This window comes from Mesorhizobium sp. J8 (assembly GCF_016591715.1).
GTDB lineage: Bacteria > Pseudomonadota > Alphaproteobacteria > Rhizobiales > Rhizobiaceae > Mesorhizobium.
Map to the genome: position 1 here is coordinate 5,294,599 of NZ_AP024109.1, position 23,816 is coordinate 5,318,414.

Here is a 23,816-nt window from a genome sequence, read left to right on the forward strand (position 1 = left end):
CTGGCCTCTCACGGATGTCAAAAGAACGACATGGGTCGACCCATCCTGCTCAACCGTTCACGACGGTCCTTCCCCTTTTGTAGCACCCGCCCAAAGGCGGGTGCTTTCGCGGGTTTCAGCAGGCAAGCTCAGGCCTTGAAGAAGGCCAGCAGGTCCGCGTTGATGACGTCCGCATGAGTCGTTGCCATGCCGTGCGGAAAGCCCTTATAGACCTTGAGCTCGCCCTTCTTGAGCAGCTTGATCGCAAGCAACGCGGAGTCCGCGATCGGCACGATCTGGTCGTCGTCGCCATGCATGACCAGCACCGGCACGTCGACTGTCTTCAGGTCTTCGGTGAAGTCCGTTTCCGAGAAGGCCTTGATGCAGTCGTAATGCGCCTTGGCGCCGCCCATCATGCCCTGGCGCCACCAATTGTCGATGACGCCTTCGGAAACCTGCGCGCCCGGGCGGTTGAAGCCGTAGAACGGTCCGGCCGGCACGTCGTGGAAGAACTGGGCGCGGTTGGCGGACAGCGCCGCCCGGAAACCGTCGAACACCTCGATCGGCAGACCACCTGGATTTGCCGGCGTCTTCAACATGATCGGCGGCACCGCGCCGATCAGCACGGCCTTGGCGACGCGGCCTGCGCCGCCATATTGCGCGACGTAGCGCGCCACCTCGCCGCCGCCCGTCGAGTGACCGACATGGATGGCGTCCTTGAGGCCGAGATGCGCGGCGAGCGCCGCCACGTCGGCGGCATAGGTGTCCATCTCATTGCCGGTGTCGGTCTGGCTGGAACGGCCATGGCCGCGCCGGTCATGCGCGATGACGCGGTAACCTTGTGCCAGGAAGAACAGCATCTGAGCGTCCCAGTCGTCGCTGCTCAGCGGCCAGCCATGATGGAAGACGACCGGCTGGCCCGCCCCCCAATCCTTGTAGAAGATCTGCGTTCCGTCCTTGGCGGTGATCGTACCGCTGCCCGAGCCCGGCTTGGTCTGCCCTGATGTGGTCTGCAAGCTCATCTCAATCTCCTTTGGTTGATACCGCAATAAACAATATCGCGATAACTGATTTCGTAACGAAGATCGAAAGCCTTGTCCATCGAAATATGTATCGCGATATCATTTTTCGTGGTACACAGCAGATGATCAGTCGGCAAAAGGAATACGCAGTGCCTCTCCCGTTGGACAATCAGCTCTGCTTCACGCTCTATGCCACCTCGATGGCGATCAACCGCACCTACAAGCCGATGCTGGACGAGATGGGCATCACCTATCCGCAATATCTCGTGCTCAATGTGCTGGCAGAGGCGGACGGCATGTCGGTGGGCAGCATCGCGCATCGGCTCGCCCTGGAATCGAGCACCATCACGCCGCTGGTGAAGCGAATGGAGCAGGCTGGCCTTGTCACCCGGCAGCGCAGCCGGGCCGACGAGCGTCAGGTGCAGGTCGACCTGACTCCCAGCGGACGAGCCCTGCTCGTCCAGTGCAACTGCCTGAACGAGACGCTGATCGAGCGCTCGGGCATGAAATTGGCTGAACTCGATGCCTTGAACCGGCAAATCCAGGCATTGCGCGATGCGCTGAACGGCGGCCAGGCGAACGACGACGCCTAGAATAATTCCAGGAAAGTGTCCGGAACCGCGCGAAAGCAGCGGTCACGCCTCAATCTTCACCGGTGGCAGCGGCGGCGCTTCCAGCCCCTGGAACGGGTCGCGCCAGGCATCGATCGCTTCCAGCCGGCCATACCAGCGGCGGATCGACGGATATTCGTCGAGCGGCAATCCGGCGACGTCGTTGAACGGCAGGAACGTCGCCATGCGGAAATCCGCATAGGAGATCGAATTGCCGACCAGCCATTCCCGCCCGGAAAGCTCAGGCTCGAGGACCGCCGCGGCTTTATGGAACTGCCTCAGTCCCTCCTCGACCAGCGCCTGATCGATCGGGCCGAGGCCATAGCGCTGCTTGGTGCCAAGTTCGAAATGCACCATGTCGCAAGCGAAGGCGAAACGTTCCTTGCCCCAGCTGATCCAACGGATCATGTCCGGCTCGTCGTCCCCGTGGCGCCAGAAATCCGAACGCGTCTCGCGCGAAAGCCGGCAGGCGATGGCGTCCGCCTCCCACAGGCTCCATCCTGCGCCGACCAATATCGGCAAGGTCAGATTGGGGTTGAGCGCGCGGTAACGCTCGGCCTGCCCCTGCGCCATCGGCGACGCGAATTCGAACGCGATCTCCGCCTTGAGATGGCGCGCCGTCGCGACCGCGAGGCGAGGATTGGGATTGCGGCTGAACAGGAGTTTCATAGTGGTCCCCACGGATCTGGTCACGCGCCGCAGGACGTTCGGGAACCGCCCGATCCTACATTTGTCGCAAATGGATTTCCGGATTATGCTCGGCACCGGAAACCACCCTGCAAGCCTTCCAGCCCAACCGCTTGCACCCTTGCCCGCCTTCCGCTATAGAGCCGCCACCCGCGTAGACACCCTTGGAGGCAACGCGGAGGAAGGCCGGCCAGGCCTCGCATGATCCCCAGACGCATTTGGATCGCCAAACGCATCGGACAGATCGTGCAAGGCCGCGACGGCTTTCGACGTTTACGGTTGGCCTCGTGCTTGCCGCAAGCGCTCCATAACACGCGAAAGGAAATGCCATGAGCCACGATACCTACGAGCTCAAGGCCGAAGCGCGCGAACAGGTCGGTAAGGGGTCCGCCCGTGCAGTTCGCCGCAACGGTAAAGTGCCTGCAGTCATTTACGGCGACAAGCAGCCTCCCCTGGCGATTGCGCTGAACTACAAGGACATCTTCTACAAGATCCACGGCGGCGGGTTCCTGACCACGGTCGCCACGATCGATGTCGACGGCAAGAAGATCCAGGTCCTGCCGAAGGATTTCCAGCTCGACCCGGTCAAGGATTTTCCTGTCCATGTCGACTTCCTGCGCATCGGCAAGGACACCGAGGTCAATGTCGACGTGCCTGTCCACTTCATCAATGAGGACAAGTCGCCCGGCATCAAGCGCGGCGGCGTGCTCAACATCGTTCGCCACGAAGTCGAGTTCCACTGCCCGGCCAACGCGATCCCGGAATTCATCACCGTCGATCTCGCCGGCACCGACATCGGCGACTCGATCCACATCTCGGCGGTCAAGCTGCCGGCCGGCGTCAAGCCGGTCATCTCCGATCGCGACTTCACCATCGCGACCATCGCCGGCTCGTCGGCGATGAAGCCGGAGGCGGAAGCCACCACCGAGGCGGCGGCGACCGAGACGGCGGCCCCGGCGGCCGAAGAGAAGTAATTCTCCACGCTTGGAGGCGGCGATGCTTGTCTTTGCAGGCCTCGGCAATCCGGGCGCGAAATACGAGAACAACCGGCACAATGTCGGCTTCATGGCGGCGGACGCGATAGCCCGCCGCCATTCCTTTTCGCCCTGGTCGAGAAAATTCCAGGGCCTGATCTCAGAAGGAACGGTCGGCGGAGAGAAGATCCTGCTGATCAAGCCGCAAACCTTCATGAACCTGTCCGGACAGTCGGTCGGCGAGGCGTTGCGCTTCTATAAGCTCGAACCGGCCGCGCTTACCGTCTTCTACGACGAGATCGACCTTGCCGCCGGCAAGCTCAGGGTCAAGGTGGGCGGCGGCTCCGGCGGCCACAACGGCATCCGCTCGATCGACCAGCATGTCGGCAATGCCTATCGCCGGGTGCGCATCGGCGTCGGCCATCCCGGCGTCAAGGAGATGGTGCACGGCCATGTGCTCGGCGATTTCGCCAAGGCGGACCGTGAGTGGCTCGATGTCCTGCTGGACGCGATCGCCGACGACGCCGCGCTGCTCGCCAAGGGCGACGACAGCTCGTTCATGAACCGCGTCACGCTCGCCTTGCGTGAAAAACTCGTGCCGACCGGCGACGACGACCGCCCGCCGCCCAAGCCGCCGAAGCAGCAAAGCCATATCCGCCAGGCGCGCCCGCAGCAGTCGGCGGCAAAAATTCCCGAAAGCGGTCCGATGGCCGCCATGCTGAAGAAGCTGTTCGGAAAAGACTAAAGCATGTCTCCCGAAAGTGGGAACCGGTTTCGGGATAAAGACATGCGTAAAATCAGGAACCTAAAGCGCATGGAGCGAACCTGAAAGATCGCGACGCGCTTTAGGAATGGCACCGCCCGCGCGAGCACCGCCCGACGTCCCACCGGACTTCGCCGGCTTGCGCGGTGATCCCGCGATAACCAGATTAGCCGCCATGAGGTGGCCCGGCCGATCGGGGCTTGACGTTCGTCACCCCTATCGCCCATAGCCCTCACCAAAATCGAATTCCGACAGGACTGGACGAACATGGGTTTCAAATGTGGCATCGTTGGCTTGCCCAACGTCGGCAAGTCGACGCTGTTCAACGCGCTGACCAGAACGGCCGCCGCGCAGGCCGCCAACTATCCTTTCTGCACCATCGAGCCGAACACCGGCGAGGTGGCGGTGCCGGATCCGCGCCTGCAGAAGATCGCGGCGATCGGCAAGTCGAAGGAGATCATCCCGACCCGCATCTCCTTCGTCGACATCGCCGGCCTGGTGCGCGGCGCCTCCAAGGGCGAAGGGCTGGGCAACCAATTCCTCGCCAACATCCGCGAGGTCGACGCCATCGTGCATGTGCTGCGCTGCTTCGAGGATGACGACATCACCCATGTCGAGGGCCGCATCGATCCGGTGGCCGACGCCGAGACGGTAGAGACCGAGCTGATGCTTGCCGACCTCGAAAGCCTCGAGCGCCGCATCGTCCAGTTCCGCAAGCGCGCGGCCGGCAAGGACAAGGAGGCGATGGCGGTCCTGCCGATGATGGAGGCGGCGCTCGAATTGCTGCAGGCCGGCAAGCCGACGCGCTTCCTGCTCAACGGCATCGCGCCGGAGGACCTGCGCATCCTGCAGGGGCTGAACCTGCTCACCTCGCATCCCGTTCTCTATGTCTGCAACGTCGCCGAGGCGGATGCCGCCACCGGCAACGAGCACACCAGGGCCGTGGAGAAGATGGCGGCGGCGCAGGGCGCCGGCACGGTGGTGATCTCGGCGGCGATCGAGGCGGAAGTCGCCCAGCTTTCCGACGAGGAGGAAATGGAGTTCCTGGCCTCGATCGGCCTCGACGAGCCCGGCCTCAACAAGGTCATCCGCGCCGGCTACGAGCTCTTGCATCTGATTACCTACTTCACCGTCGGGCCGAAGGAGACGCGCGCCTGGACGATCCACAAGGGCGATAAGGCGCCGCAGGCGGCGGGCGTCATCCACACCGACTTCGAACGCGGCTTCATCCGCGCCCAGACGATCTCCTACAACGACTTCGTCACGCTGGGCGGCGAAGTCGCGGCCAAGGAAGCCGGCAAGGCGCGCGACGAAGGCAAGGACTATGTCGTCCAGGACGGCGACATCATGTTGTTCAAGTTCAACACCTGAGTGCCTGGCTGGCTTACCAGAAAGGGCTTGACCAAATCGTCCCGGGCCTTCATCCGGGATGCCCGACTTGCGGGATCGCACATTCGTCAACCGGATTGCCGACATGACCGGAAAGACCTGGGCCTATGAGGATTTCGTCGAAGGCGCCTCGCTGGACATCGGCAGCAAGACCGTAAGCGCTGCCGAGATCATCGAATTCGCCTCGGAATTCGATGCCCAGCCGATGCATCTCGACGAGGAAGCCGGCAGAGCCAGCATCCTCGGCGGGCTTTCGGCTTCGGGCTGGCACACCTGCGCGATGTTCATGCGCATGCTGTGCGACGCCTTCCTGCTCGATTCGACCTCTCAAGGGTCGCCCGGCATCGAGCATGTAAAATGGAAGAAGCCGGTTCTGGCCGGCGACACCCTGCGCGGCACGGTCACGATCCTGTCCAAGCGCCAGTCCAAATCGCGGCCCCAGCTCGGCTTGATCACCATGCGCAGCGAACTGGTCAACCAGCGCGGCGAAAGCGTCTTCGAGCTGGAGAACACCGGCATGTTTCTGACCCGCGAGGCCGCGACATGACCCTCGACGAATTCTTCCTGATCGGCCAGACGGTCACGCTCGGCTCGCACAAGTTCGAGCCGGAAGAGATCAAGGCGTTCGCCAGGAAATACGATCCGCAAATCTTCCATGTCGATGAAGAGGCGGCGAGGAAGAGCGTGCTCGGCGGGCTCTGCGCCTCTGGCTGGCACACCGCCGCCACCTGGATGAAATACAATCTCGAAAAGCGCATGGAGACCGAGGGCGTGCGCTGGACAGGCCCCGGCCCGCAGCCCGAATTCGGCCCCTCGCCCGGCTTCCGCAATCTCAAATGGCTGAAGCCGGTCTATGCCGGCGAAACCGTGACGTTCACGCGTACCGCGCTGGCGCACCGCCCGCTCGCCGGGCGCCCGGGCTGGAACCTGCTCACGCTGCGCTCGGAAGGTTTTGACTCCACCGGCGACAAGGTCATCGAGTTCGACAGTGCTGTGCTGGTGAAGGTGGAGTAGCATCTCTTCCTTCGCCCCTTGTGGGAGAAGGTGGATCGGCGCGATAGCGCCGAGACGGATGAGGGGTGTTCCAGCGGAGTGAGATGCTGGCTTTTCCTGGAGCACCCTCATCCGTCGCCTTCGGCGACACCTTCTCCCACAAGGGGAGAAGGGGCAGGCCTGCTCAATGCCCCTCATACCCGATCAGCGTCCTGACCGGCACGCCGAGCGCTTCCAGCTTCCGGCGGCCGCCGAGGTCCGGCAGGTCGATGACGAAGCATGCGGCGACGATGTCGGCGCCGATCTGCCTGAGCAGCTTCACCGCCGCTTCCGCCGTGCCGCCGGTGGCGATCAGGTCGTCGACCACGATCACCTTCTCGCCCGGCGAGACGCCGTCCTTGTGCATCTCCATCTCGTCCAGCCCGTATTCGAGGCTGTAGGCCACGCGCACCGTCTCGTAAGGCAGCTTGCCCTTCTTGCGGATCGGCACGAAGCCCGCCGACAACTGGTGCGCAACGGCGCCGCCGAGGATGAAGCCACGTGCCTCGATGCCCGCGATCTTGTCGATCTTCAGCCCGGCATAAGGATGCACCAGCTCGTCGATGGCACGGCGGAAGGCGCGCGCGTCGCCAAGCAGCGTGGTGATGTCGCGAAACAGGATACCGGGCTTCGGATAGTCCGGAATGGTGCGGATAGCCGCAAGCAGCGTGTCTTCGAGGGAGGATTTCATCGAGGCTTTCCGCATGTCCGGCTGTCGGATTTGACGGCGTCGGCCATTGCTGCCCGACGCGACCGACAAGGGCTACCGCGATGTCGCGCCAGAGACAAGCACATCCGGCAAAGGATCGGCGCCGACCGGTCGCGGCCATAAGGAAAGGGCGCCCGCGAAGGCGCCCTTCGAAAAGCAGGCGCTACCGTGCGGCTACATGCCTAGGTCCGAGCGCAGTTCGGAGCGCGCGACTTCGTACTCGGCCTTGAAATCGGGACGGTTGAGCAGGACCGCGGCGATCACGCTGCCGGAAATCTTGCCCATCTCGATATCGGAGGGATAGTGAATGCCGCCGACCACGCGGTTATGGGCAAATTCGGCCGCGCGCGCCATGATCTCTGCCCGCTTCTCCGGCACCATGTCGGCAAGGATGATGCCCATCATCGTGCCGACCGTCGCGTGGCCAGACGGCCAGGAGCCGGAGTTCGACAGCTTCACGACCGGCTTGACCAGATCGCTGAGCTGATGCGGGCGCGGACGTTTCCAGACATCCTTGGCCGGATCGACGACCGCGCCTTCGGTGGCCACGACGCGATCGAAGAAGGCGCTGAATTTCGGCAGCGTTTCCTTACTGAACTTCGGTCCCATGACATCCGCGAATCGCCACACATTCTCTTCGGCATCGCCGATGGCGCGCTTTTCCATTTCCGGCGTGCGCGTCACCTGAAGGGTCAGCACCTCGCCGAGTTCAGCCTTGGTCTCAGCCGAATCGTTGGCGGGCGGCGGAGGCAGGATCATCGTCAGATCGATGTCCTTGTTGGTGACGAAGGGCTGCGCCTCGTCGGCATGGGCGACATGTCCGGTGACAAGCAGCAGGAAACCTGCCGCGAGCGATGCGAATCTTTTCATGGGTAGGATCCTTTGAAGTAGGGGCAAGACAGGATCGCCACGCGCAATGACGGCCATGTGACATGGCCGGATCAAGCGATCTCGAAATACGAAAAGGGCGCCTCAGGGGCGCCCTTCTAGCTTTTCGCTTTTATCGCGCCTCAATGCGCGACGTCTGCCCATACCCTGCGCTTGGTCATGTACACCAGCGCGCCGAAGAGCAGCAGGAAGACCATGACGCGGAAGCCGGTCTTCTTGCGGTCCTCCAGATGCGGCTCGGCGACAAACATCAGGAAGGCCGAGACGTCGCGGGCATACTGGTCGACGGTCTGCGGCGAGCCGTCGTCATAGGTCACCTGGCCGTCCGAGAGCGGCTTCGGCATCTTCAGCGACACGCCGGACAGGAAGTACGGATTGTAGTGCGTGCCTTCCGGGATCACCATGCCGGCCGGCGGCGTCTGGTCGTAGCCGGTGAGCAGCGAGTGGATGTAATCCGGGCCGCCCTGCGCATATTGGGTGAAGATATCGAAGATGAAGCGCGGGAAGCCGCGCTCGACACCGCGCGCCTTGGCGAGCAGCGACATGTCCGGCGGAGCGGCGCCGCCATTGGCGGATGCCGCGGCCTGTTCGTTCGGGAACGGCGCCGGGAAGTGGTCCGACGGCTTGCCGGGGCGGTCGAACATGTCGCCGGCATCGTTCGGGCCGTCATGAATGGTGTATTCGGCGGCGAGCGTCTTGATCTGCGCGTCCGAATAGCCGAGCCCTTCCAGCGTGCGGAAGGCCACCAGGTTCATCGAATGGCAGGCCGAGCAGACTTCCTTGTAGACCTTGAGGCCGCGCTGCAGCTGCGCCTTGTCGTAGGTGCCGAACGGGCCGGCGAAGCTCCAGCTCATTTCCTTCGGCTCGTTGATCGGGAAATGCGTCGGAGCGGCCGGGTTCTGCTCTTCCGCGGCGATGGCCCCGGCACTTGACATCCAAGTGCCCGTGGCCACCAGGCCGAGCAGCGCCAGCGAGGTGAGAATCTTCTTCATACCCAAATCCCCTCAGATCCTCAGCCTTTGGTTTCCGGCGCGGCGGTCGCGCCTGCCGGATGTCCGCTGCCGCCCTTGTTCTTCTCCAGCACCGCCTCGGTGATCGAGTTCGGCAGCCTGCGCGGCGTCTCGATCAGGCCGAGCACCGGCATGATCACCAGGAAGAAGGCGAAGTAGAACAAAGTCGCCATCTGCGCCATGAACACGTAAGAGCCTTCCGCCGGCTGCGAGCCCAGCCAACCGAGCAAGATGGCGTCGGCGACGAACAGCCAGAAGAACAGCTTGTACCACGGACGGTAGACCGCCGAGCGCACCTTGGAGGTGTCGAGCCACGGCACCAGGAACAGCATGGCGATGGCGCCGAACATGCACAGCACGCCGCCGAGCTTGGAGTTGATCGGGCCGATGTTGAAGGTGATGGCGCGCAGGATCGCGTAGAACGGGAGGAAGTACCATTCCGGAACGATATGGGCCGGCGTCTTCAGCGGATTGGCGACCGTGTAGTTGTCCGGGTGGCCGAGATAGTTCGGCAGATAGAAGACGAAATACGCGAAGAAGAACAGGAACACGATCATGCCGAACGCGTCCTTGATGGTGGCGTAGGGCGTGAAGGCGACGGTGTCGGTCTTCGACTTGACCTCGATGCCGGTCGGGTTCGACTGGCCAACGACATGCAACGCCCAGATGTGCAGGACGACGACGCCGGCGATCATGAACGGCAGCAGGTAATGCAGCGCGAAGAAGCGGTTCAGCGTCGGGTCGTCGACGGCGAAGCCGCCGAGCAAAAGCTGCTGGATCCAGTTGCCGACCAGCGGGATGGCGCTGAAGAAGCCGGTGATGACGGTGGCGCCCCAGAAGCTCATCTGCCCCCAGGGCAGCACATAGCCCATGAAACCGGTGGCCATCATCAGCAGGTAGATGATGCAGCCCAGGATCCACAGCAGCTCGCGCGGCGCCTTGTAGGAACCATAGAACAGGCCGCGGAAGATGTGGATGTAGACGGCGACGAAGAAGAACGAGGCGCCGTTCGAATGGAGATAGCGCAGCAGCCATCCCGAATTCACGTCGCGCATGATCTTCTCGACCGAATCGAAGGCGAGATTGGTGTCGGACGTGTAGTGCATCGCCAGCACGATGCCGGTCAGGATCTGCGAGGCCAGCATGATCGACAGGATGCCGCCGAACGTCCACATGTAGTTCAGGTTGCGCGGCACCGGATAGGCGACGAAGCTGTCATAGATCAGCCGCGGCAGCGGCATGCGGGCGTCGAACCAGCGCTCGATACCGGTCTTGGGCGTATAGGTCGAGTGTCCCTCGCTCATCGAAATGTCCCCTGCCTCAACCGATAAGGATCTTGGTGTCGGAAATGAACTTGAATACCGGAATCGCCATGTTCTCCGGCGCCGGGCCTTTGCGGATGCGGCCGGCGGTGTCGTATTGCGAACCATGGCACGGGCAGAACCAGCCGCCGAAATCGCCTTCCTGGCCGAGCGGGATGCAGCCGAGATGGGTGCAGACCTGCACCATCACCATCCAGGCTTCCTTGCCGGGCGTGGTGCGGTTGGCGTCGGTCGCCGGCGCGTCGGCCGGGAGGTTGGCGTTGCGCGCGATCGGGTCCTTGAGATCGGCGAGATTGACGGCTTCGCCGTCCTTCATTTCCTTCTCGGTGCGGTTGCGCACCACCACCGGCTTGCCGCGCCATTTGACGATCAGCGAAGAACCCGGCTGCAGCGAGGAGACATCGACCTCGACCGAGGCCAGCGCCAGCGTCGAGGCGTCGGGACGCATCTGGTCGATGAACGGCCACGCGACGGCTCCGGCGCCGACAACGGCGGCCATGCCGGTGGCAACGTAGAGAAAATCGCGACGGTTGGGATCGTGGATGTCGGTTGCGCTCACGGGTGCCTGATCCTTTCGCCTCTTCCTAACCGGAGGCCGAGCCTTGTCCCCGCTCAATCGCACCTGCCCGACAGCGCATGGCGAACAGGCTAGCGAATTCCTCCGGCATTTGGATTTTCGGTTTATGCGTGCGGCCCGTTTTTGTCCAGCGGGGTGAGGCCACAAGGGCAGATTGTCGCGGGTGTCCAGCATAGGCGGAAATTTGACGGGACTGGCCGGATGTAGCAATATATCTACATCTCCAGGATGGAGGTGCTGAAATGAACATCTCGACCAAGACGACAACCTTCATGTCGAGCCGTGAATTCAACCAGGATACGGCGCGCGCCAAGCGGGCAGCCAGGAACGGGCCAGTCATCATCACCGACCGCGGCAAGTCCTCGCATGTGCTGATGTCGATGGAGGAATATGAGAAACTGAAAGCCCAGGGCAAGCCGGAGAAACATAGAAGTCTCGCGGATGCGATTGCCGATGATCGCCCGGAAGCGGATTTCGATTTCGACATACCGGAACTCAAGAGCATGTCCCTCCGCCCAGCCAAGTTCGACTGATGTATCTGCTCGATACCAATGTCATCTCCGAGCTCAGGCGAAGAGACCGATGCGATCCGAACGTTCTGGCCTGGGCGGAAAGCCGAAGTCCGGTAGAGTTCTATGTCTCGGCCGTCAGCATCCTCGAAGCCCAGATCGGCGCCCTGAAAGCGGAGCGAAAAGACGAGAAGAAGGGAGTGATTCTGCGCGCCTGGGTGGATAGGTTGGTCGCTGAAATCGCGGAGCGCATACTGCCGGTGGATCTCGCCGTCGTGCTGCGTTGTGCGCCGCTCCACGTCCCGGATCCAAAGCCTGACCGCGACGCCTATATCGCTGCCACGGCGCTGGTCAACAACATGACGATCGTGACCCGCAATACCAAGGACTTCGAAGGCACCGGCGTGAGGTTGTTCAATCCCTGGATACCGGCGAAAGGGTAGAGGCCATGGCGCATGTCATTGAACGCGACAGCTGGGCCGAATCTCCCGACCTGTGGAAAGGCGAGTTGCAATGCGGCCAGTTCGGCGCCAATTCCTGCCTGATCTTCAACTATCAGGAAAAGATCGGCGGCGGCCCGCGCCTGCACAAGCATCCCTACGCCGAGATCTTCGTCATCCGGTCCGGCACTGGTCTTTTCACGATCGGCGACCGGGAGATCACGGCCACGGCCGGCCAGATCCTGATCGTGCCGCCCGGCACGCCACACAAATTCACCAATCTCGGCCCCGGTCCGCTCGAAAGCACCGACATTCACGAGAACGGCCACTTCATCACCGGGTGGCTGGAATAGGCCATAATCCCGAAAAGTGGGAACCGGTTTTCGGGAAAGATTATGGTCAAACCAAAGAGCGCCTAACTGGCGCCCAGCCTGACCAGCACGGCTCTGGGAATATCGTATTCGCGGATCACCGCATCGTGCTTGCGCAAGCCGCAAAGCTCGCGCTGAATGAAGTAGGCATGGACGGCCGCGGCGGCTTCCTTGAGCAGCCGGTTGCGATGCTCGCCCTCGCCATGGTCGCGCAACTTCGCCAGGGTCTCCTCGACACGCTGACCGGCGCGGCCGAGGGCGGCGGCCTTTTCGGCGAGGATTTCGTGGCCGAGCAGGTCGAGCGCGCTTTCCTGCGCGCCTGACCGTCCGAAATTGGTGGGCATGCGTACCGACATGACGCCGTTCTACTCCGCCGGCCGCGTCTCTTCCAGCGCGCTTTCCTCGTTGAACAGGAAACCGCCGGACTGCCGTTTCCAGAGCCGCGCATAGAGCCCGTCGAGCGCCACCAGCTCATCATGCGTGCCCTGTTCGACGATGCGGCCGCCGTCGAGCACCACCAGCCGGTCAAGTGCCGCGATGGTGGAGAGCCGGTGCGCGATGGCGATCACGGTCTTGTTTTCCATCAGCCTGGTCAGGTTCTCCTGGATCGCCGCCTCGATGTCCGAATCGAGCGCCGAGGTCGCCTCGTCCAGGATGAGGATCGGCGCGTCCTTGAGGAAGACACGTGCGATCGCCACGCGCTGCCGTTGCCCGCCGGAGAGCTTCACGCCGCGCTCGCCGACATAGGCCTCGTAGCCGGCGCGACCTCTGGTGTCGCGCAGTCCCAGGATGAAGTCGTGCGCTTCGGCCTTTTTCGCCGCCGCAATCACTTGCGCGTCGGTGGCGTCCGGCATGCCGAGCTTGATGTTGTCGCGCAGCGAGCGGTGGAACAGCGCGGTGTCCTGGCTGACGACGCCGATATTGCCGCGCAGCGAGTTCTGCGTCACATGCGCGATATCCTGGCCGTCGATCAGGATCCGGCCGCCTTCGAGGTCGTAAAGGCGCAGGATCAGGTTTGCCAACGTCGTCTTGCCCGCGCCGGACGGGCCGACAAGGCCGACCTTCTCGCCCGGACGAACGGCGAGGTCGATGCCGTCGAGAACGCCTGCCCCCTTGCCGTAGTGGAAAATGACGTTGCTGACGTCGATGCGGCCGCCGGTGACGACCAGCTCCCTGGCGTCCGGCGCGTCGGTCAGGCCGAGCGGCTGCGAGATCAACGCCTTCGAATTCTCCAGCACGCCGAGATTCCGCAGGATGCCGTTGAGCTGCATCATCAGCCGGCCGAGCAGCATGTTGAGCCTCAGCACCAGCGACAGTGTGAAGGCGACGGCGCCGACCGTGATCGAGCCTTCGACCCACAGATAGACGGCGAAGGCAGCGATCGCCGTGATCATGACGCCGGAGAGCATGGTCAGCGCCATGCGCACGCCGGTCAGCCGGCGCGTGAACGGCCGCAGCGCGTCGAGATAGATGTCGAAGCCGCTACGGATGTAGCGGTCGTCGCCATCGGCCGAAAACAGCTTCAGCGTCTGCACGTTGGAATAGGAATCGACGATGCGGCCGGTGATCATCGAGCCGGCCTCGGCGGTCGCCTCGGCATGCTTGCGGATCGCCGGCAGGTAGAGTTTTGCCAGCCAGCCGAACGCGGCGATCCACACCACCACCATGACCGCCAGCCGCAGATCCAGCCCAGCGACCAGCGCCAGTGTGGTTACCGTATAGACGATCATGAACCAGACCACCTCGATGAAGCTTTCCATCAGGTCGCCCGTCGCCTGCCCGGCCTGCCAGACCTTTGTCGCGATGCGCCCGGCGAAATCGTTCTGGAAGAAGGCGTAGGACTGCCGGGAGACGTGCCGGTGCGCCTGCCAGCGCACCAGATTGTAGAAACCGGGCGTGATTGTCTGCTCGTCGACCAGCGCCGACAGGCCGACGATCGCCGTGCGGATGACGAGCACCACCGCGCCCATGAACAGGAGCTCGGGGCCGGCGGCGGTCCAAAGCGCCTGCCAGCTGCGCTCGCCGGGCAGCTGGTCGAGGATGTCGACCAGCCTGCCGACGAAATAGAACAGGCCTGCCTCGACCAGCGGCGCGATGCCGCCGATGATCAGCATGGCGAAGAAGGCAAGCTTCGCCTGTCCGACATAGTGCCAGAGGAAGCCGCCGACGCCGGCGGGCGGCCGCAGATTCGCGGGCTCGCGGAACGGGTAGACCCAGTGCTCGAACCAGCGATAGATGGCTTGCATCATTCGGCGGCTTCACCTTTCGTCGGCAGATCGTCGGCGACCGGTTTCTCCTCCAGCAGGAATCCACCAGACTGGCGCCGCCAGAGCTGGGCGTAGAGCCCGCCCTTGGCGATCAGCGCCTCATGCGAGCCGTCCTCGACGATGCGGCCCTTGTCCATGACGACGAGCCGGTCCATCGCCGCGATGGTGGACAGCCGGTGGGCTATGGCGATGACGGTCTTGCCCTGCATCAGCTTGTAGAGGTTCTCCTGGATGGCGGCCTCCACTTCCGAATCGAGCGCGGACGTAGCCTCGTCGAGGATCAGGATCGGTGCGTCCTTCAGCATAACGCGGGCGATTGCGATGCGTTGCCGCTGGCCGCCGGACAGCTTCACGCCGCGCTCGCCGACAAGCGCCTCATAGCCGCTCTGCCCATGCGGATCGGTCAGCCCCGCGATCACATCGTCGATCTGGGCGGCCTTGGCGGCGCTGAACATCGCCTCGTCGCTGGCCGACTGGCGCCCATATTTGAGGTTCTCGCGAACCGACCGGTGCAAGAGCGAGGTGTCCTGGTTGACGAAGCCGATCGCCGCGCGAACGCTTTCCTGCGAGACGTTGCGGATATCCTGCCCGTCGATCAGCACCTTGCCGTCCTGCACGTCGAACAGCCTGAGCACGAGATTGACCAGCGTCGACTTGCCGGCCCCGGAACGGCCGATCAGGCCGACCCGCTCGCCCGGCGCGATCTTCAGCGACAGATTGTCGATGACGCCGCCTTTGCCGTCCTTGCGCCAGTAGTTGAAGTTCACCCGGTCGAACTCGATGCCGCCGGCGGTCACGACGAGGGCCGGCGCGTCGGGCCGGTCTTGCATCACGATCGGCCGCGCGATCGTCGTCATCGAATTGCTGGCGACGCCGATCTGCCGGAAAACGTTGGCGCCGACATCGAGGATCCTGCCGGAGATGTTGGCGATCTGCAGCGCGAACGGTATCGCGGTCGCCACGGCCGCGGTGGTCATGGCGCCGGCGTTCCAGCCGGCGAGCGCGAGCCAGCTCACCGCGATAAGCAGCGCCGCGTTGAGGATGAACAGGGCCGACCACATCAGCGTGAAAACGCGCATCAGCTGGTAGAACGTATCGGCGTGCTCGACCACCGCCTCGGAGACATATTTGTCTTCGTGCTCGCCGGTCGAGAACGTCTTGAGCGTCAGGATGTTGGTGTAGCTGTCGACCATGCGGCCGCTCACCTGCGACCACCGCTCCGACAGTTGGGACGAGCGTTGCGTGATCCTGGGCATCGCCGACCAGAAGATCAGGCAATAGAACACCAGCCACACCGCCACCACGGCCAGCAACAGCGGGTCGAGCCGCGCCAGCACGACGATGGCGACCGCGACGAAGACCAGCGCATACCAAACGGCGTCGACGGTGAGGTTCACGCTCATCTCCATTGAATCGCCGCTCTGCATGACCTTGGTTCCGATGCGGCCCGCGAAGTCGTTCTGGAAGAACGACCAGTCCTGGCGCACGACATGCCAATGGCTTTGCCAACGGATGAGGTCGATGAGGTTCGGTGCGATGGCATGGTTGCGGATCAGCGCGTCGATGACCATCGACAACGGGCGCAGCAGCACGACGAACGCCATCAGCATGAGCAGCGGCCCGTGCGCGGCGAAGAATTCGCCCGGCCTGGTGCTGGAGAGCAGGCCCACGATCAAGCCGACGAAAATCGGCAGCATCGCGTCCACGATTGCCGCGACCGCAACGATGACGATGCGCAGCCAATAGGCGGTACGAAACTGCCTTATGAAATACCAGTAGAAGCGCCAAAGCCCCATTGGCGGCTGCCTGTCGTCGGCCAGCGCCACCGGCGAATAACGGCTTTCGAACCAGGTGAAGATGCGGTCGAGCATTTTTCTCTCATAGGCGCCGGAAACCCGCCGGCGCCTGATTTGGTCGCCGCCAGCCTCTGACCAGGTCGTGGTTACGCCCGGGATCGATTCCCGGCAATCGCCCGTAACCTTGATGCCGGAGCGGCCCGACGGAGCCGTCGGGCGCTCCAAGTCTTTGTTCCTGCGCAATTCCAGACAGAAAACCGCTACGCGCTTTTCCTGGAATTGCTGCGATCGCGTCACTCCGCCGCCAACTCGGATTGAGGCGCTTTGGCGTCGGCCGGCGCGTCATCGAGCAGGAAGCCGCCCGACTGGCGTTGCCAGAGCTGCGCGTAAAGCCCGCCCTTGGCGACGAGTTCCTCATGCGAGCCTTCCTCGATGATGCGGCCCTTGTCCATGACGACGAGCCTGTCCATCGCCGCAATCGTCGACAGCCGATGCGCGATGGCAATCACGGTCTTGCCCTGCATCAGCTTGTAGAGGTTCTCCTGGATCGCCGCCTCGGCTTCCGAATCGAGCGCCGAGGTCGCCTCGTCGAGGATCAGGATCGGCGCGTCTTTCAGCATGACGCGGGCGATCGCGATGCGCTGCCGCTGACCGCCGGACAGTTTGACGCCCCGGTCACCGACATGGGCGTCGAATCCCTTGCGGCCGTTGTGGTCCGAAAGCCCGCCGATGAAATTGAGCGCCTCCGCCCGGCGCGCCGCCTCGATCAGCATCTCGTCGGTCGCATCGGGCCGGCCGTAAAGGATGTTCTCCTTCACCGAGCGGTGCAGCAGCGAGGTGTCCTGCGTCACCATGCCGATCTGCGCGCGCAGCGAATCCTGCGTGACGGCCGCGATCTCCTGGCCGTCGACGAGGATCCTGCCGCTTTCCAGGTCGTAGAAACGCAGCAGCAGGTTGACCAGCGTCGACTTGCCGGCGCCGGAGCGTCCGACGATGCCGACCTTCTCGCCGGGCTTCACGGTGAGCGACAGGTTCTCGATGACGCCCTTCTGCTTGCCGTAATGGAAGCGGATGTCCTCGAAGCGGATTTCACCCCGGCTGACGGCGATGTCCTTCGCGCCCGGCCTGTCTTCGACCAGGCGCGGCAGCGAGATCGACTGGATGCCATCCTGCACCGTGCCGATATTCTCGAACAGCCCGGACATCTCCCACATGATCCACTGCGACATGCCCCACATGCGCAGCACCAGGCCGATGACCACGGCGACGGCGCCGATCGTCACCGCCTCGCCCAACCACAGCCAGAGCGAGATTGCCGTCACCGAAAACAGAAGCAGCGAGTTCAGGATGTAGAGCAGTCCGTACAGCACCGTCACCAGCCGCATCGAGCGATAGACGGTGTCGAGGAAGCTCGCCATGCCTTCCCTGGCGAAAGTCGCCTCGCGCCGCGCATGCGAAAACAGCTTCACCGTCTGGATGTTGGTGTAGCTGTCGACGACGCGCCCGGTCATGGTCGAGCGCGCATTGGCCTGCTCCTCGCCGACCCTGCCCAGCCGCGGGATGAAAAAGCGCAAAAGCCCAACATAGCCGACCAGCCAGACGGCAAGCGGCGCCGCCAGCCGCCAGTCGGCCGAGCCGACGATGAACAGCATGCCGAGGAAATAGACGATGACGTAGTTCAAGACGTCGATCAGCTTGATCACGCATTCGCGCACAGCGAGCGCCGTCTGCATCAGCTTGGTGGCGATGCGGCCGGCGAACTCGTCCTGGTAGAAGGCCATCGACTGCTTGAGCAGATAGCGATGCACCTGCCAGCGGATGCGCATGGGATAGTTGCCCATCAGCGTCTGCTGGTTGAGCAGCGAATGCAGCCAGACCGTGCCCGGCAGCGCGAACAGCACGACGAAAGCCATGCCGGCGAGCTTCCAGTGCTCAGTCTGCAGAAAGGTTTCGCGGTTCTGCGCCGACAGCCAGTCGACGATGCGGCCAAGGAAGCCGAACATCCAGACTTCGGTGAAAGCGATCGCCGTCACCAGCACCGCATCGAGGATGATATAGGGCCAGGCGCCGCGTGTATAATGCACGCAGAACGCGATCAGCGTCTTCGGCGGCTCGACCGGCTCCGCAGCCGGGAAGGGATTGAGCCTGTTTTCAAACCAGCGGAACATTCCGGCACTCACGATGCTGTGCGCGCTCACGCGGCGCGGGATTGATAGGGTAGGTTTTGCAGCCGCGCGGCATTGCGGGCCGGCGACACGGAATCATCCGTGTCGCCGGCCCTGCTGCTCGCAATATAGGGTTTCGCCGGCATTTCGCCGACAGGTTCGTTCGACGATCCTGACGGCCCCGAACTTGCCGACAAAGAGCCTGCCCGATTCCTGTCGCCCGGCCGGATCAGGCGGATGATCCGCCGCACCAGCGTGGGCCGGCTGTGGTCGGGCACCGCGCGCGAGAAATCGACGTCCGGCAGCATGCCGCGATGCGGCCTGCGCCGTTCCTCGGCATGCACCGCCGACGAATAGGTCTCGCCGATCAGCAGCGCCCAGGTCGCCACCTTGCGCTCATGCAGGCTTCTTGAGCCTGGTATCTTGTAGGGATCGAACATTGGTCCGTCCTCCATATGCAAATGCGTTAAAAAGGGTGATGCGGCCTCGACCACCGGCATTCGGCCGAAGGCGCGGACAGAATCGGTCGGGACCAGACGACGAGCGTCAGCCTCGACACGTTCGGCGGGGGCGCGGCGCCCCTTTGGCAGTTTGAAAAACATCGCAAGATTCCTTCGAAGGCCGAAAATTGGGTTCGGCGGGAATCGGTGCGATGAGGACTTAAAGTGTCAGAAGAATCGTCGTACCGAAACCGCCGGCGGGCATACGCGAGCCCCGGATGGGAGCTGCCCGGAGAGGAGCTGGAAGTGCATGGTCATCATGTGTTCCCCTCCGTTCGGTTCGGGTTGACGATGGTGGGCATATACTCGACTTCGCAGAAAATGGCCACCCGCCAGCCCAGAAATCGCCGAAAGCCGGAGATGCCTGTGGCCGATCTGCCACTTATTAGCAGGATGCGGAAATGAACGATCGTCTGCGCATCGCGCTCTACCAGCCGGATATCGCCGGCAACACCGGGACAATCCTGCGCTTCGCCGCCTGCCTCGAGATCGGCGTCGATATCATCGAGCCGGCTGGTTTCCCGCTCTCCGACCGGGCGCTGAAACGGGCCGGCATGGATTACCTCGAAATGGCGGCGCTCTCCCGCCATGCCGACTGGCACGCCTTCGAGGAATGGCGAAAGGCGCATGCGCGCCGCCTTGTGCTGCTCACCACCAAGGCCGCGACCGCTTATACCGATTTCGCTTTCGCCGCCGGCGACATTCTTCTGTTCGGTCGCGAATCCGCGGGCGTGACGGAAGAGGTCCACCACGCGGCGGATGCGCGACTGACCATTCCGATGCGGCCGGGCGCGCGCAGCATCAATGTCGCGCTTTCGGTCGCCATGGTCGCGGGCGAAGCGCTCCGCCAGCTCGGAAAATAATCTTTGCGCTTCCACGCCATCCCGAACCGCCACCCCTTCCGCCGTCATTCTCACCCAGGCGCACATCGCCTTCTCCTGCGGTTGCCCTATCGATTTTTCCTGGCTACAAGCTCAACTTAACTTGAGGTCAAGCGGGAATTCGAAGATGGCTCCGGTGAGGGAATTGACGGTCGGCCAGGTGGCGATGCGCAGCGGCGTTGCGGTGTCGGCGCTGCATTTCTACGAGGCGCGCGGGCTGATCCGCAGCCATCGCACGTCCGGCAACCAGCGGCGCTACGGCCGCGATGTGCTCAGGCGCGTGGCGATCATCCGCGTCGCTCAGGAGGTCGGCATCTCGCTTGCCGACATCGCCCGGGCGTTCCAGTCCCTGCCCGAAGAGCGCACGCCGAACCGCGAGGACTGGCACCTGCTTTCGACAGCCTGGCGCGACGACCTCGACCAGAAAATCGCCCAACTCAAGAAATTGCGCGATGGCCTGACCGACTGCATTGGTTGCGGCTGCATGTCGATCGACAAGTGTCCGCTGAGAAACAAGGAAGACCGGCTGGCCCGGGAGGGTACGGGGGCGAGGCGGCTGGTTCTTCCTTCTCCCCGTTCACGGGGAGAAGGTGCCCGAAGGGCGGATGAGGGGCAGCGCTGACTTCGGCCATTGGCAGCACCCCCGGGCGGCGCCAAAAACTATCGTCTGGCTACGCGATAACCTCACAGGCCGGCGCCGCCCCTCACCTGCCTACCGGCACCCTCTCTCCCCGTAAACGGGGCGAGGAAATCCTAATCCGCCGCCGGCAGCCGCCGCATGGTGAACTCGATCACGTCGCCCGGACGTTCGAACCAGCTTTCGATCTCGGTCCAATAAGCCTGCTTGGGGAAGCGCTCGAACCATTCCTTGGCCTTGAGGCGCGCCGCCGGCCGCGGCAGCACGAAGGTCTCGCGCAGGAAACCGTCGCGCGGCAGGTTTGCGCGCTCGGCGCGCGAGCGCTCCAGCCTCTTCTTCAAGCCATCCAGCGGCGGTCTTGCCGGGGTGCGCACGAAGGAACTCCTTTGCACCTGGGTCAGACAGGACTTGACCCTTGCCTTTAAGAGATTAGGGATCGCGGGCGGAAAAAACGAGTCATTTGTCAGGCAAGCGCCTGTGACTGGAGATGGATTTGGAACGACCTGACCTTCCGGTGGGGCTGCCGGCCGACATCGAGCAGAAGAAGATGAAGGCCCGCCTCTGGTTCGAAGCGCTGCGCGAGCGCATCTGCGCCACCTTCGAGCAGCTCGAGCAGGAGCTTCAGGGACCGCTGTCCTCATGGTCACCCGGCCGTTTCGAGAAGACGCCCTGGGAGCGCGACGAAGGCAAAGGTGGTGGCGGCACCATGTCGATGATGCGTGGCCGCGTGTTCGAGAAGGTCGGCGTGCACACCTCGACCGTCCATGGCGAATTCTCGCCGGAGTTCAGGAAGCAGATCCCCGGCGCCGAGGAAGATCCGCGCTTCTGGGCAAGCGGCATCTCGCTGATCGCGCATCCATGGAACCCCAACGTCCCGGCCGTGCACATGAACACGCGCATGGTCGTCACCACGCGCCAGTGGTTCGGCGGCGGCGCCGATCTGACGCCGGTACTCGACCGCCGCCGCGTCCAGGACGATCCCGACACGATCGCCTTCCATCGCGCCATGCAGTTCGCCTGCGAGAAGAACGCCGCCGTCGCCGACTACCCGAAATTCAAAGCCTGGTGCGACGAGTATTTCTTCCTGCCGCACCGCAACGAGCCGCGCGGCATCGGCGGCATCTTCTTCGACTGGCTGCATTCGGACGAGGACAAGGGCGGCTGGAACGCCGATCTGAATTTCGTCCAGGACGTCGGCCGCTCCTTCCTCGTCGTCTATGCCCATCTTGTGCGGGGCAACTTCAACCAGAACTGGACCGATGCCGAGCGCGACGAACAGCTGATCCGGCGTGGCCGCTACGTCGAATTCAACTTGCTTCACGATCGCGGCACCATCTTCGGCCTGAAGACCGGCGGCAATGTCGCCTCGATCCTGTCCAGCCTGCCGCCCGAGGTAAAATGGCCGTAACGATCCAGTGAGCGCGGCGATGGCCGCATTGCTGTCCCATTCGCCGAATCTTGGCAGCCAATGTGGCAGCAGCAATATCTTTTTCGTCTAATATCCTTTTGAAAAAATTGAGCTATTTAAGATCGCCGGGTCGGGAAGCGCCGGCGGCAGAGGTGGCGATGATCGCTCCCGCGGCCGTGACTCGACGCGTCTTGACGGCCCTGACCAATGCGGGCGCCTTACCAAGCGGACGCCCACATTCCAGGAGAGCATGCCATGCGCAAGCTTATCGTGACGGCGGCAACGGCCGCCTTTCTCGCCTCGGGTGGCGCCGCGTTCGCGGCGGTCAAGCACACCACGGGAACGGTGAAGAGCTTTGACGGAACGGCCATGAGCCTTGTTCTGGATGATGGATCGACATTCAAGCTCTCCAAGGCCTTCAAGGATCCAGGCATTCAGGCCGGCGAGAAAGTCCGCGTGTCCTGGGACATGAGCGGCAAGAACAAGATCGCCGAGGCCGTCAAGATCATGAAGTAACGGCCTTGCTCCGAAGGTCCAGCTCTCAGGCAGCAGGAAAGGCGGGGCATATTGCTCCGCCTTTCCTTTCCGATCCGGGACAAGGGCACTTTCAATGCAACCGAACCGGCCGACGCGTGTTATGGTATTCCGGCAGAGCAACGGGAAGAGGCGCGCCGTTCCCTCCCGGACCGCCAAGACAAAATACCAGGGGCGGGCGGCCAAGGCCGAACCACCCCGCGCCGGAGCAATTCCGGGAAAAGTGTGACACGGTTTTCCGCCAGGAATTGCGTAACGCTCTAGGAAAGGAAGAATCATGAAGGAATTTCAATGCGGATCGCTGGTTCCTGGCTGCGACTGGCACACGCGCGCCGAGGAGGAAGCCGAGGTCATGCGCCGCGCCGTCGAGCATATGCGCGAGACGCATGGCGAAACAATCATCCGCGAGACGATGATCGAGGCGATCCGCTCGCGCATCCAGAAGGTTCGCGACGCCGCCTGAGCGGCCAACGTCAGGAATTCGATCGCACGGGCCGGCACGCAGGAGGAAGCGCGCTTGCGTCCATGCCAATTTTCCGCCGGCGATCGCTGGGGTCGCCGGCAGAAATATTTCCGCATAATTCAAGCAAATTCTTATATTCGTAGCGGCTTGGATAACCTTGCGGTAACGCTGCGCGTGCAACTCTCCAACTCATGATCCGGCCAAAGAGGCTGCCCGAGGAGCCTTCGCCGTCAAGGCGCTGTCCGGAATGGTGGGGCGAGGTGCTGCGCGCATGCGCGAGCGGTCCAACATCGGAGCGGGTCTCAGCGCGGCGGCGCTCCTGTCGTGCGCCTTCCTCTTTGCCTCCGCGGCGGCCGCCCAGGAATGGACGACCTCGCTCGTCGATATCCATCAGGGTTCCCCACTCAGCGACAAGGCCAGGGGCCTCGGCAACGGCGGCTACGAGTTGCAGAGCGGCAGTTGGGTGTCGTTCAACCACTGGTACAGTGCCAACTGGGTCGACATGCATGTGGACCTTCTCACCCAGATCACGCCCGATACTGGCATTCTCTGGGGATTCGGCACAGGCGAGCAGGCCGAGAAATACCGCATCGAGCCCAGCCTGAAGCTTGGCTTTCTTACCCAGATCCACCCCAACCCGAACAGCACCCTGTCGCTGTCGGTCACCTCGACCATCGGCGGCGGCCTCACTGAAAAGCCCTGCCAAGCCGACTATGGCGACCTTGGCACCTACAGCGTCAATTGCCGGCTCGCGGCCGGCGTGACGGCGCCTGAGGAAACCTTGAAATACCTGGTCAGCGCCAAGCCTGAGACCATGCATCTCTGGTTGAATTACCGTCTCACTTTCTGATCGCAGGAGCCGCAAATGAACATCATCTCGTG

Annotated in this window: 28 protein-coding genes; 15 read left to right on the forward strand and 13 right to left on the reverse strand. The window is 63.2% G+C overall.

Annotation, left to right across the window (positions count from 1 at the left end; translation table 11 throughout):
• Window positions 1-128: 128 nt before the first annotated feature.
• A complete protein-coding gene (locus tag MJ8_RS25395; protein ID WP_201411392.1) occupies window positions 129-1,001 on the reverse strand; it encodes an alpha/beta fold hydrolase in 873 nt (290 codons plus the stop codon).
• 149 nt (window positions 1,002-1,150) lie between these two features.
• On the opposite strand from MJ8_RS25395, the gene MJ8_RS25400 reads away from it, so the two are divergent.
• Window positions 1,151-1,594, forward strand: a complete 444-nt coding sequence (locus MJ8_RS25400; RefSeq protein WP_201411393.1) for a MarR family winged helix-turn-helix transcriptional regulator — start codon at window positions 1,151-1,153, stop codon at window positions 1,592-1,594.
• 42 nt (window positions 1,595-1,636) lie between these two features.
• On the opposite strand, the gene MJ8_RS25405 is transcribed toward MJ8_RS25400, so the two are convergent.
• The gene (locus MJ8_RS25405) at window positions 1,637-2,281 is read right to left on the reverse strand and encodes a glutathione S-transferase family protein (RefSeq protein WP_201411394.1); all 645 of its coding nucleotides are present in this window, start codon (window positions 2,279-2,281) and stop codon (window positions 1,637-1,639) included.
• A 347-nt stretch (window positions 2,282-2,628) separates the two neighbouring features.
• Here MJ8_RS25405 and MJ8_RS25410 point away from each other — a divergent pair, with 347 nt between their 5' ends.
• From MJ8_RS25410 to MJ8_RS25430, 5 genes are all read left to right on the forward strand, one after another.
• A complete protein-coding gene (locus MJ8_RS25410; RefSeq protein ID WP_201411395.1) occupies window positions 2,629-3,273 on the forward strand; it encodes a 50S ribosomal protein L25/general stress protein Ctc in 645 nt (214 codons plus the stop codon).
• A 22-nt stretch (window positions 3,274-3,295) separates the two neighbouring features.
• The gene (gene pth, locus MJ8_RS25415; RefSeq protein WP_201411396.1) at window positions 3,296-4,018 is read left to right on the forward strand and encodes an aminoacyl-tRNA hydrolase; all 723 of its coding nucleotides are present in this window, start codon (window positions 3,296-3,298) and stop codon (window positions 4,016-4,018) included.
• Between the two features lie 285 nt (window positions 4,019-4,303).
• A complete protein-coding gene (gene ychF, locus MJ8_RS25420) occupies window positions 4,304-5,407 on the forward strand; it encodes a redox-regulated ATPase YchF (RefSeq protein WP_201411397.1) in 1,104 nt (367 codons plus the stop codon).
• Between the two features lie 103 nt (window positions 5,408-5,510).
• Window positions 5,511-5,972 (forward strand): MaoC family dehydratase, encoded by a 462-nt coding sequence (locus MJ8_RS25425; protein ID WP_201415584.1) that lies wholly within the window; start codon window positions 5,511-5,513, stop codon window positions 5,970-5,972.
• On the forward strand, window positions 5,969-6,439 hold the full coding sequence (locus MJ8_RS25430; RefSeq protein ID WP_201411398.1) for a MaoC family dehydratase: 471 nt from the start codon (window positions 5,969-5,971) through the stop codon (window positions 6,437-6,439). Before MJ8_RS25425 ends, MJ8_RS25430 begins: the two co-directional genes overlap by 4 nt.
• 163 nt (window positions 6,440-6,602) lie before the next feature.
• Here MJ8_RS25430 and MJ8_RS25435 read toward each other — a convergent pair whose 3' ends face one another.
• From MJ8_RS25435 to petA, 5 genes are all read right to left on the reverse strand, one after another.
• Complete coding sequence (locus tag MJ8_RS25435; protein ID WP_127236412.1) at window positions 6,603-7,148, reverse strand: adenine phosphoribosyltransferase; 546 nt, start codon at window positions 7,146-7,148, stop codon at window positions 6,603-6,605.
• A gap of 192 nt (window positions 7,149-7,340) precedes the next feature.
• Window positions 7,341-8,036, reverse strand: a complete 696-nt coding sequence (locus MJ8_RS25440) for an acid phosphatase (RefSeq protein WP_201411399.1) — start codon at window positions 8,034-8,036, stop codon at window positions 7,341-7,343.
• 140 nt (window positions 8,037-8,176) lie between these two features.
• On the reverse strand, window positions 8,177-9,046 hold the full coding sequence (locus tag MJ8_RS25445) for a cytochrome c1 (protein ID WP_201411400.1): 870 nt from the start codon (window positions 9,044-9,046) through the stop codon (window positions 8,177-8,179).
• 20 nt (window positions 9,047-9,066) lie between these two features.
• Window positions 9,067-10,368, reverse strand: a complete 1,302-nt coding sequence (locus MJ8_RS25450; RefSeq protein ID WP_201411401.1) for a cytochrome b — start codon at window positions 10,366-10,368, stop codon at window positions 9,067-9,069.
• Between the two features lie 16 nt (window positions 10,369-10,384).
• On the reverse strand, window positions 10,385-10,885 hold the full coding sequence (gene petA / locus MJ8_RS25455) for a ubiquinol-cytochrome c reductase iron-sulfur subunit (RefSeq protein ID WP_245431489.1): 501 nt from the start codon (window positions 10,883-10,885) through the stop codon (window positions 10,385-10,387).
• A gap of 320 nt (window positions 10,886-11,205) precedes the next feature.
• Between petA and MJ8_RS25460 the strand changes: the two genes are divergently transcribed.
• Genes MJ8_RS25460 through MJ8_RS25470 form a run of 3 tightly spaced genes read left to right on the forward strand, consistent with a single transcriptional unit; the run spans window position 11,206 to window position 12,265 of the window.
• Window positions 11,206-11,496 carry a type II toxin-antitoxin system Phd/YefM family antitoxin gene (locus tag MJ8_RS25460; RefSeq protein ID WP_201411402.1) on the forward strand — a complete coding sequence of 97 codons (291 nt, stop codon included), beginning with the start codon at window positions 11,206-11,208 and terminating at the stop codon, window positions 11,494-11,496.
• A complete protein-coding gene (locus MJ8_RS25465) occupies window positions 11,496-11,915 on the forward strand; it encodes a type II toxin-antitoxin system VapC family toxin (RefSeq protein ID WP_201411403.1) in 420 nt (139 codons plus the stop codon). The genes MJ8_RS25460 and MJ8_RS25465 overlap by 1 nt, the downstream gene beginning before the upstream one ends.
• Before the next feature lie 5 nt (window positions 11,916-11,920).
• Window positions 11,921-12,265, forward strand: a complete 345-nt coding sequence (locus MJ8_RS25470; protein WP_201411404.1) for a cupin domain-containing protein — start codon at window positions 11,921-11,923, stop codon at window positions 12,263-12,265.
• Between the two features lie 62 nt (window positions 12,266-12,327).
• On the opposite strand, the gene MJ8_RS25475 is transcribed toward MJ8_RS25470, so the two are convergent.
• From MJ8_RS25475 to MJ8_RS25495, 5 genes are all read right to left on the reverse strand, one after another.
• The gene (locus MJ8_RS25475; protein ID WP_201411405.1) at window positions 12,328-12,639 is read right to left on the reverse strand and encodes a DUF6665 family protein; all 312 of its coding nucleotides are present in this window, start codon (window positions 12,637-12,639) and stop codon (window positions 12,328-12,330) included.
• 9 nt (window positions 12,640-12,648) lie between these two features.
• Window positions 12,649-14,532, reverse strand: a complete 1,884-nt coding sequence (locus MJ8_RS25480) for an ABC transporter ATP-binding protein (RefSeq protein ID WP_201411406.1) — start codon at window positions 14,530-14,532, stop codon at window positions 12,649-12,651.
• Window positions 14,529-16,571, reverse strand: coding sequence for an ABC transporter ATP-binding protein (locus MJ8_RS25485; RefSeq protein WP_318528195.1), 2,043 nt, complete (start codon window positions 16,569-16,571; stop codon window positions 14,529-14,531). Before MJ8_RS25485 ends, MJ8_RS25480 begins: the two co-directional genes overlap by 4 nt.
• 68 nt (window positions 16,572-16,639) lie before the next feature.
• Window positions 16,640-18,514, reverse strand: a complete 1,875-nt coding sequence (locus MJ8_RS25490; RefSeq protein WP_201411407.1) for an ABC transporter ATP-binding protein — start codon at window positions 18,512-18,514, stop codon at window positions 16,640-16,642.
• A 26-nt stretch (window positions 18,515-18,540) separates the two neighbouring features.
• Window positions 18,541-18,951 (reverse strand): hypothetical protein, encoded by a 411-nt coding sequence (locus MJ8_RS25495; RefSeq protein ID WP_225248043.1) that lies wholly within the window; start codon window positions 18,949-18,951, stop codon window positions 18,541-18,543.
• 461 nt (window positions 18,952-19,412) lie between these two features.
• Between MJ8_RS25495 and MJ8_RS25500 the strand changes: the two genes are divergently transcribed.
• Both MJ8_RS25500 and soxR read left to right on the forward strand, forming a co-directional pair.
• Window positions 19,413-19,874 (forward strand): tRNA (cytidine(34)-2'-O)-methyltransferase, encoded by a 462-nt coding sequence (locus tag MJ8_RS25500; RefSeq protein ID WP_201411409.1) that lies wholly within the window; start codon window positions 19,413-19,415, stop codon window positions 19,872-19,874.
• A 145-nt stretch (window positions 19,875-20,019) separates the two neighbouring features.
• Window positions 20,020-20,514: a redox-sensitive transcriptional activator SoxR gene (soxR, locus tag MJ8_RS25505; RefSeq protein ID WP_201411410.1), complete on the forward strand. Its 495-nt coding sequence runs from the start codon at window positions 20,020-20,022 to the stop codon at window positions 20,512-20,514.
• 131 nt (window positions 20,515-20,645) lie between these two features.
• Here the strand turns inward: soxR and MJ8_RS25510 are convergent, their stop codons facing one another.
• A complete protein-coding gene (locus MJ8_RS25510; protein WP_042639873.1) occupies window positions 20,646-20,903 on the reverse strand; it encodes a hypothetical protein in 258 nt (85 codons plus the stop codon).
• Window positions 20,904-21,016: 113 nt separating this feature from the next.
• Between MJ8_RS25510 and hemF the strand changes: the two genes are divergently transcribed.
• The 4 genes from hemF to MJ8_RS25530 all read left to right on the forward strand — a co-directional run bounded on the left by hemF (window position 21,017) and on the right by MJ8_RS25530 (window position 23,784).
• Entirely contained in the window at window positions 21,017-21,937 is a 921-nt protein-coding gene (hemF, locus tag MJ8_RS25515) for an oxygen-dependent coproporphyrinogen oxidase (protein WP_412177074.1), read from the forward strand.
• A 255-nt stretch (window positions 21,938-22,192) separates the two neighbouring features.
• Window positions 22,193-22,453 carry a DUF1344 domain-containing protein gene (locus tag MJ8_RS25520; RefSeq protein WP_201411412.1) on the forward strand — a complete coding sequence of 87 codons (261 nt, stop codon included), beginning with the start codon at window positions 22,193-22,195 and terminating at the stop codon, window positions 22,451-22,453.
• Between the two features lie 295 nt (window positions 22,454-22,748).
• Window positions 22,749-22,934, forward strand: a complete 186-nt coding sequence (locus MJ8_RS25525) for a DUF1059 domain-containing protein (protein ID WP_040989704.1) — start codon at window positions 22,749-22,751, stop codon at window positions 22,932-22,934.
• A gap of 271 nt (window positions 22,935-23,205) precedes the next feature.
• Window positions 23,206-23,784 (forward strand): hypothetical protein, encoded by a 579-nt coding sequence (locus MJ8_RS25530; protein ID WP_201411413.1) that lies wholly within the window; start codon window positions 23,206-23,208, stop codon window positions 23,782-23,784.
• Window positions 23,785-23,816 lie beyond the last annotated feature (32 nt).

Bases quoted from the DNA above. Each gene is read 5' to 3' on its own strand.
- MJ8_RS25465 (WP_201411403.1), top strand. From the start codon at position 11,496: ATGTATCTGCTCGATACCAATGTCATCTCCGAGCTCAGGCGAAGAGAC.
- petA (WP_245431489.1), bottom strand. From the start codon at position 10,885: ATGGCCGCCGTTGTCGGCGCCGGAGCCGTCGCGTGGCCGTTCATCGAC.
- MJ8_RS25520 (WP_201411412.1), top strand. From the start codon at position 22,193: ATGCGCAAGCTTATCGTGACGGCGGCAACGGCCGCCTTTCTCGCCTCG.
- MJ8_RS25410 (WP_201411395.1), top strand. From the start codon at position 2,629: ATGAGCCACGATACCTACGAGCTCAAGGCCGAAGCGCGCGAACAGGTC.
- MJ8_RS25445 (WP_201411400.1), bottom strand. From the start codon at position 9,046: ATGAAGAAGATTCTCACCTCGCTGGCGCTGCTCGGCCTGGTGGCCACG.
- MJ8_RS25395 (WP_201411392.1), bottom strand. From the start codon at position 1,001: ATGAGCTTGCAGACCACATCAGGGCAGACCAAGCCGGGCTCGGGCAGC.
- MJ8_RS25500 (WP_201411409.1), top strand. From the start codon at position 19,413: ATGAACGATCGTCTGCGCATCGCGCTCTACCAGCCGGATATCGCCGGC.
- MJ8_RS25430 (WP_201411398.1), top strand. From the start codon at position 5,969: ATGACCCTCGACGAATTCTTCCTGATCGGCCAGACGGTCACGCTCGGC.
- MJ8_RS25425 (WP_201415584.1), top strand. From the start codon at position 5,511: ATGACCGGAAAGACCTGGGCCTATGAGGATTTCGTCGAAGGCGCCTCG.
- MJ8_RS25530 (WP_201411413.1), top strand. From the start codon at position 23,206: ATGCGCGAGCGGTCCAACATCGGAGCGGGTCTCAGCGCGGCGGCGCTC.
- pth (WP_201411396.1), top strand. From the start codon at position 3,296: ATGCTTGTCTTTGCAGGCCTCGGCAATCCGGGCGCGAAATACGAGAAC.
- MJ8_RS25525 (WP_040989704.1), top strand. From the start codon at position 22,749: ATGAAGGAATTTCAATGCGGATCGCTGGTTCCTGGCTGCGACTGGCAC.
- MJ8_RS25450 (WP_201411401.1), bottom strand. From the start codon at position 10,368: ATGAGCGAGGGACACTCGACCTATACGCCCAAGACCGGTATCGAGCGC.
- MJ8_RS25470 (WP_201411404.1), top strand. From the start codon at position 11,921: ATGGCGCATGTCATTGAACGCGACAGCTGGGCCGAATCTCCCGACCTG.
- MJ8_RS25480 (WP_201411406.1), bottom strand. From the start codon at position 14,532: ATGATGCAAGCCATCTATCGCTGGTTCGAGCACTGGGTCTACCCGTTC.
- soxR (WP_201411410.1), top strand. From the start codon at position 20,020: ATGGCTCCGGTGAGGGAATTGACGGTCGGCCAGGTGGCGATGCGCAGC.
- ychF (WP_201411397.1), top strand. From the start codon at position 4,304: ATGGGTTTCAAATGTGGCATCGTTGGCTTGCCCAACGTCGGCAAGTCG.
- hemF (WP_412177074.1), top strand. From the start codon at position 21,017: ATGGATTTGGAACGACCTGACCTTCCGGTGGGGCTGCCGGCCGACATC.
- MJ8_RS25475 (WP_201411405.1), bottom strand. From the start codon at position 12,639: ATGTCGGTACGCATGCCCACCAATTTCGGACGGTCAGGCGCGCAGGAA.
- MJ8_RS25405 (WP_201411394.1), bottom strand. From the start codon at position 2,281: ATGAAACTCCTGTTCAGCCGCAATCCCAATCCTCGCCTCGCGGTCGCG.
- MJ8_RS25490 (WP_201411407.1), bottom strand. From the start codon at position 18,514: ATGTTCCGCTGGTTTGAAAACAGGCTCAATCCCTTCCCGGCTGCGGAG.
- MJ8_RS25495 (WP_225248043.1), bottom strand. From the start codon at position 18,951: ATGTTCGATCCCTACAAGATACCAGGCTCAAGAAGCCTGCATGAGCGC.
- MJ8_RS25460 (WP_201411402.1), top strand. From the start codon at position 11,206: ATGAACATCTCGACCAAGACGACAACCTTCATGTCGAGCCGTGAATTC.
- MJ8_RS25440 (WP_201411399.1), bottom strand. From the start codon at position 8,036: ATGAAAAGATTCGCATCGCTCGCGGCAGGTTTCCTGCTGCTTGTCACC.
- MJ8_RS25435 (WP_127236412.1), bottom strand. From the start codon at position 7,148: ATGAAATCCTCCCTCGAAGACACGCTGCTTGCGGCTATCCGCACCATT.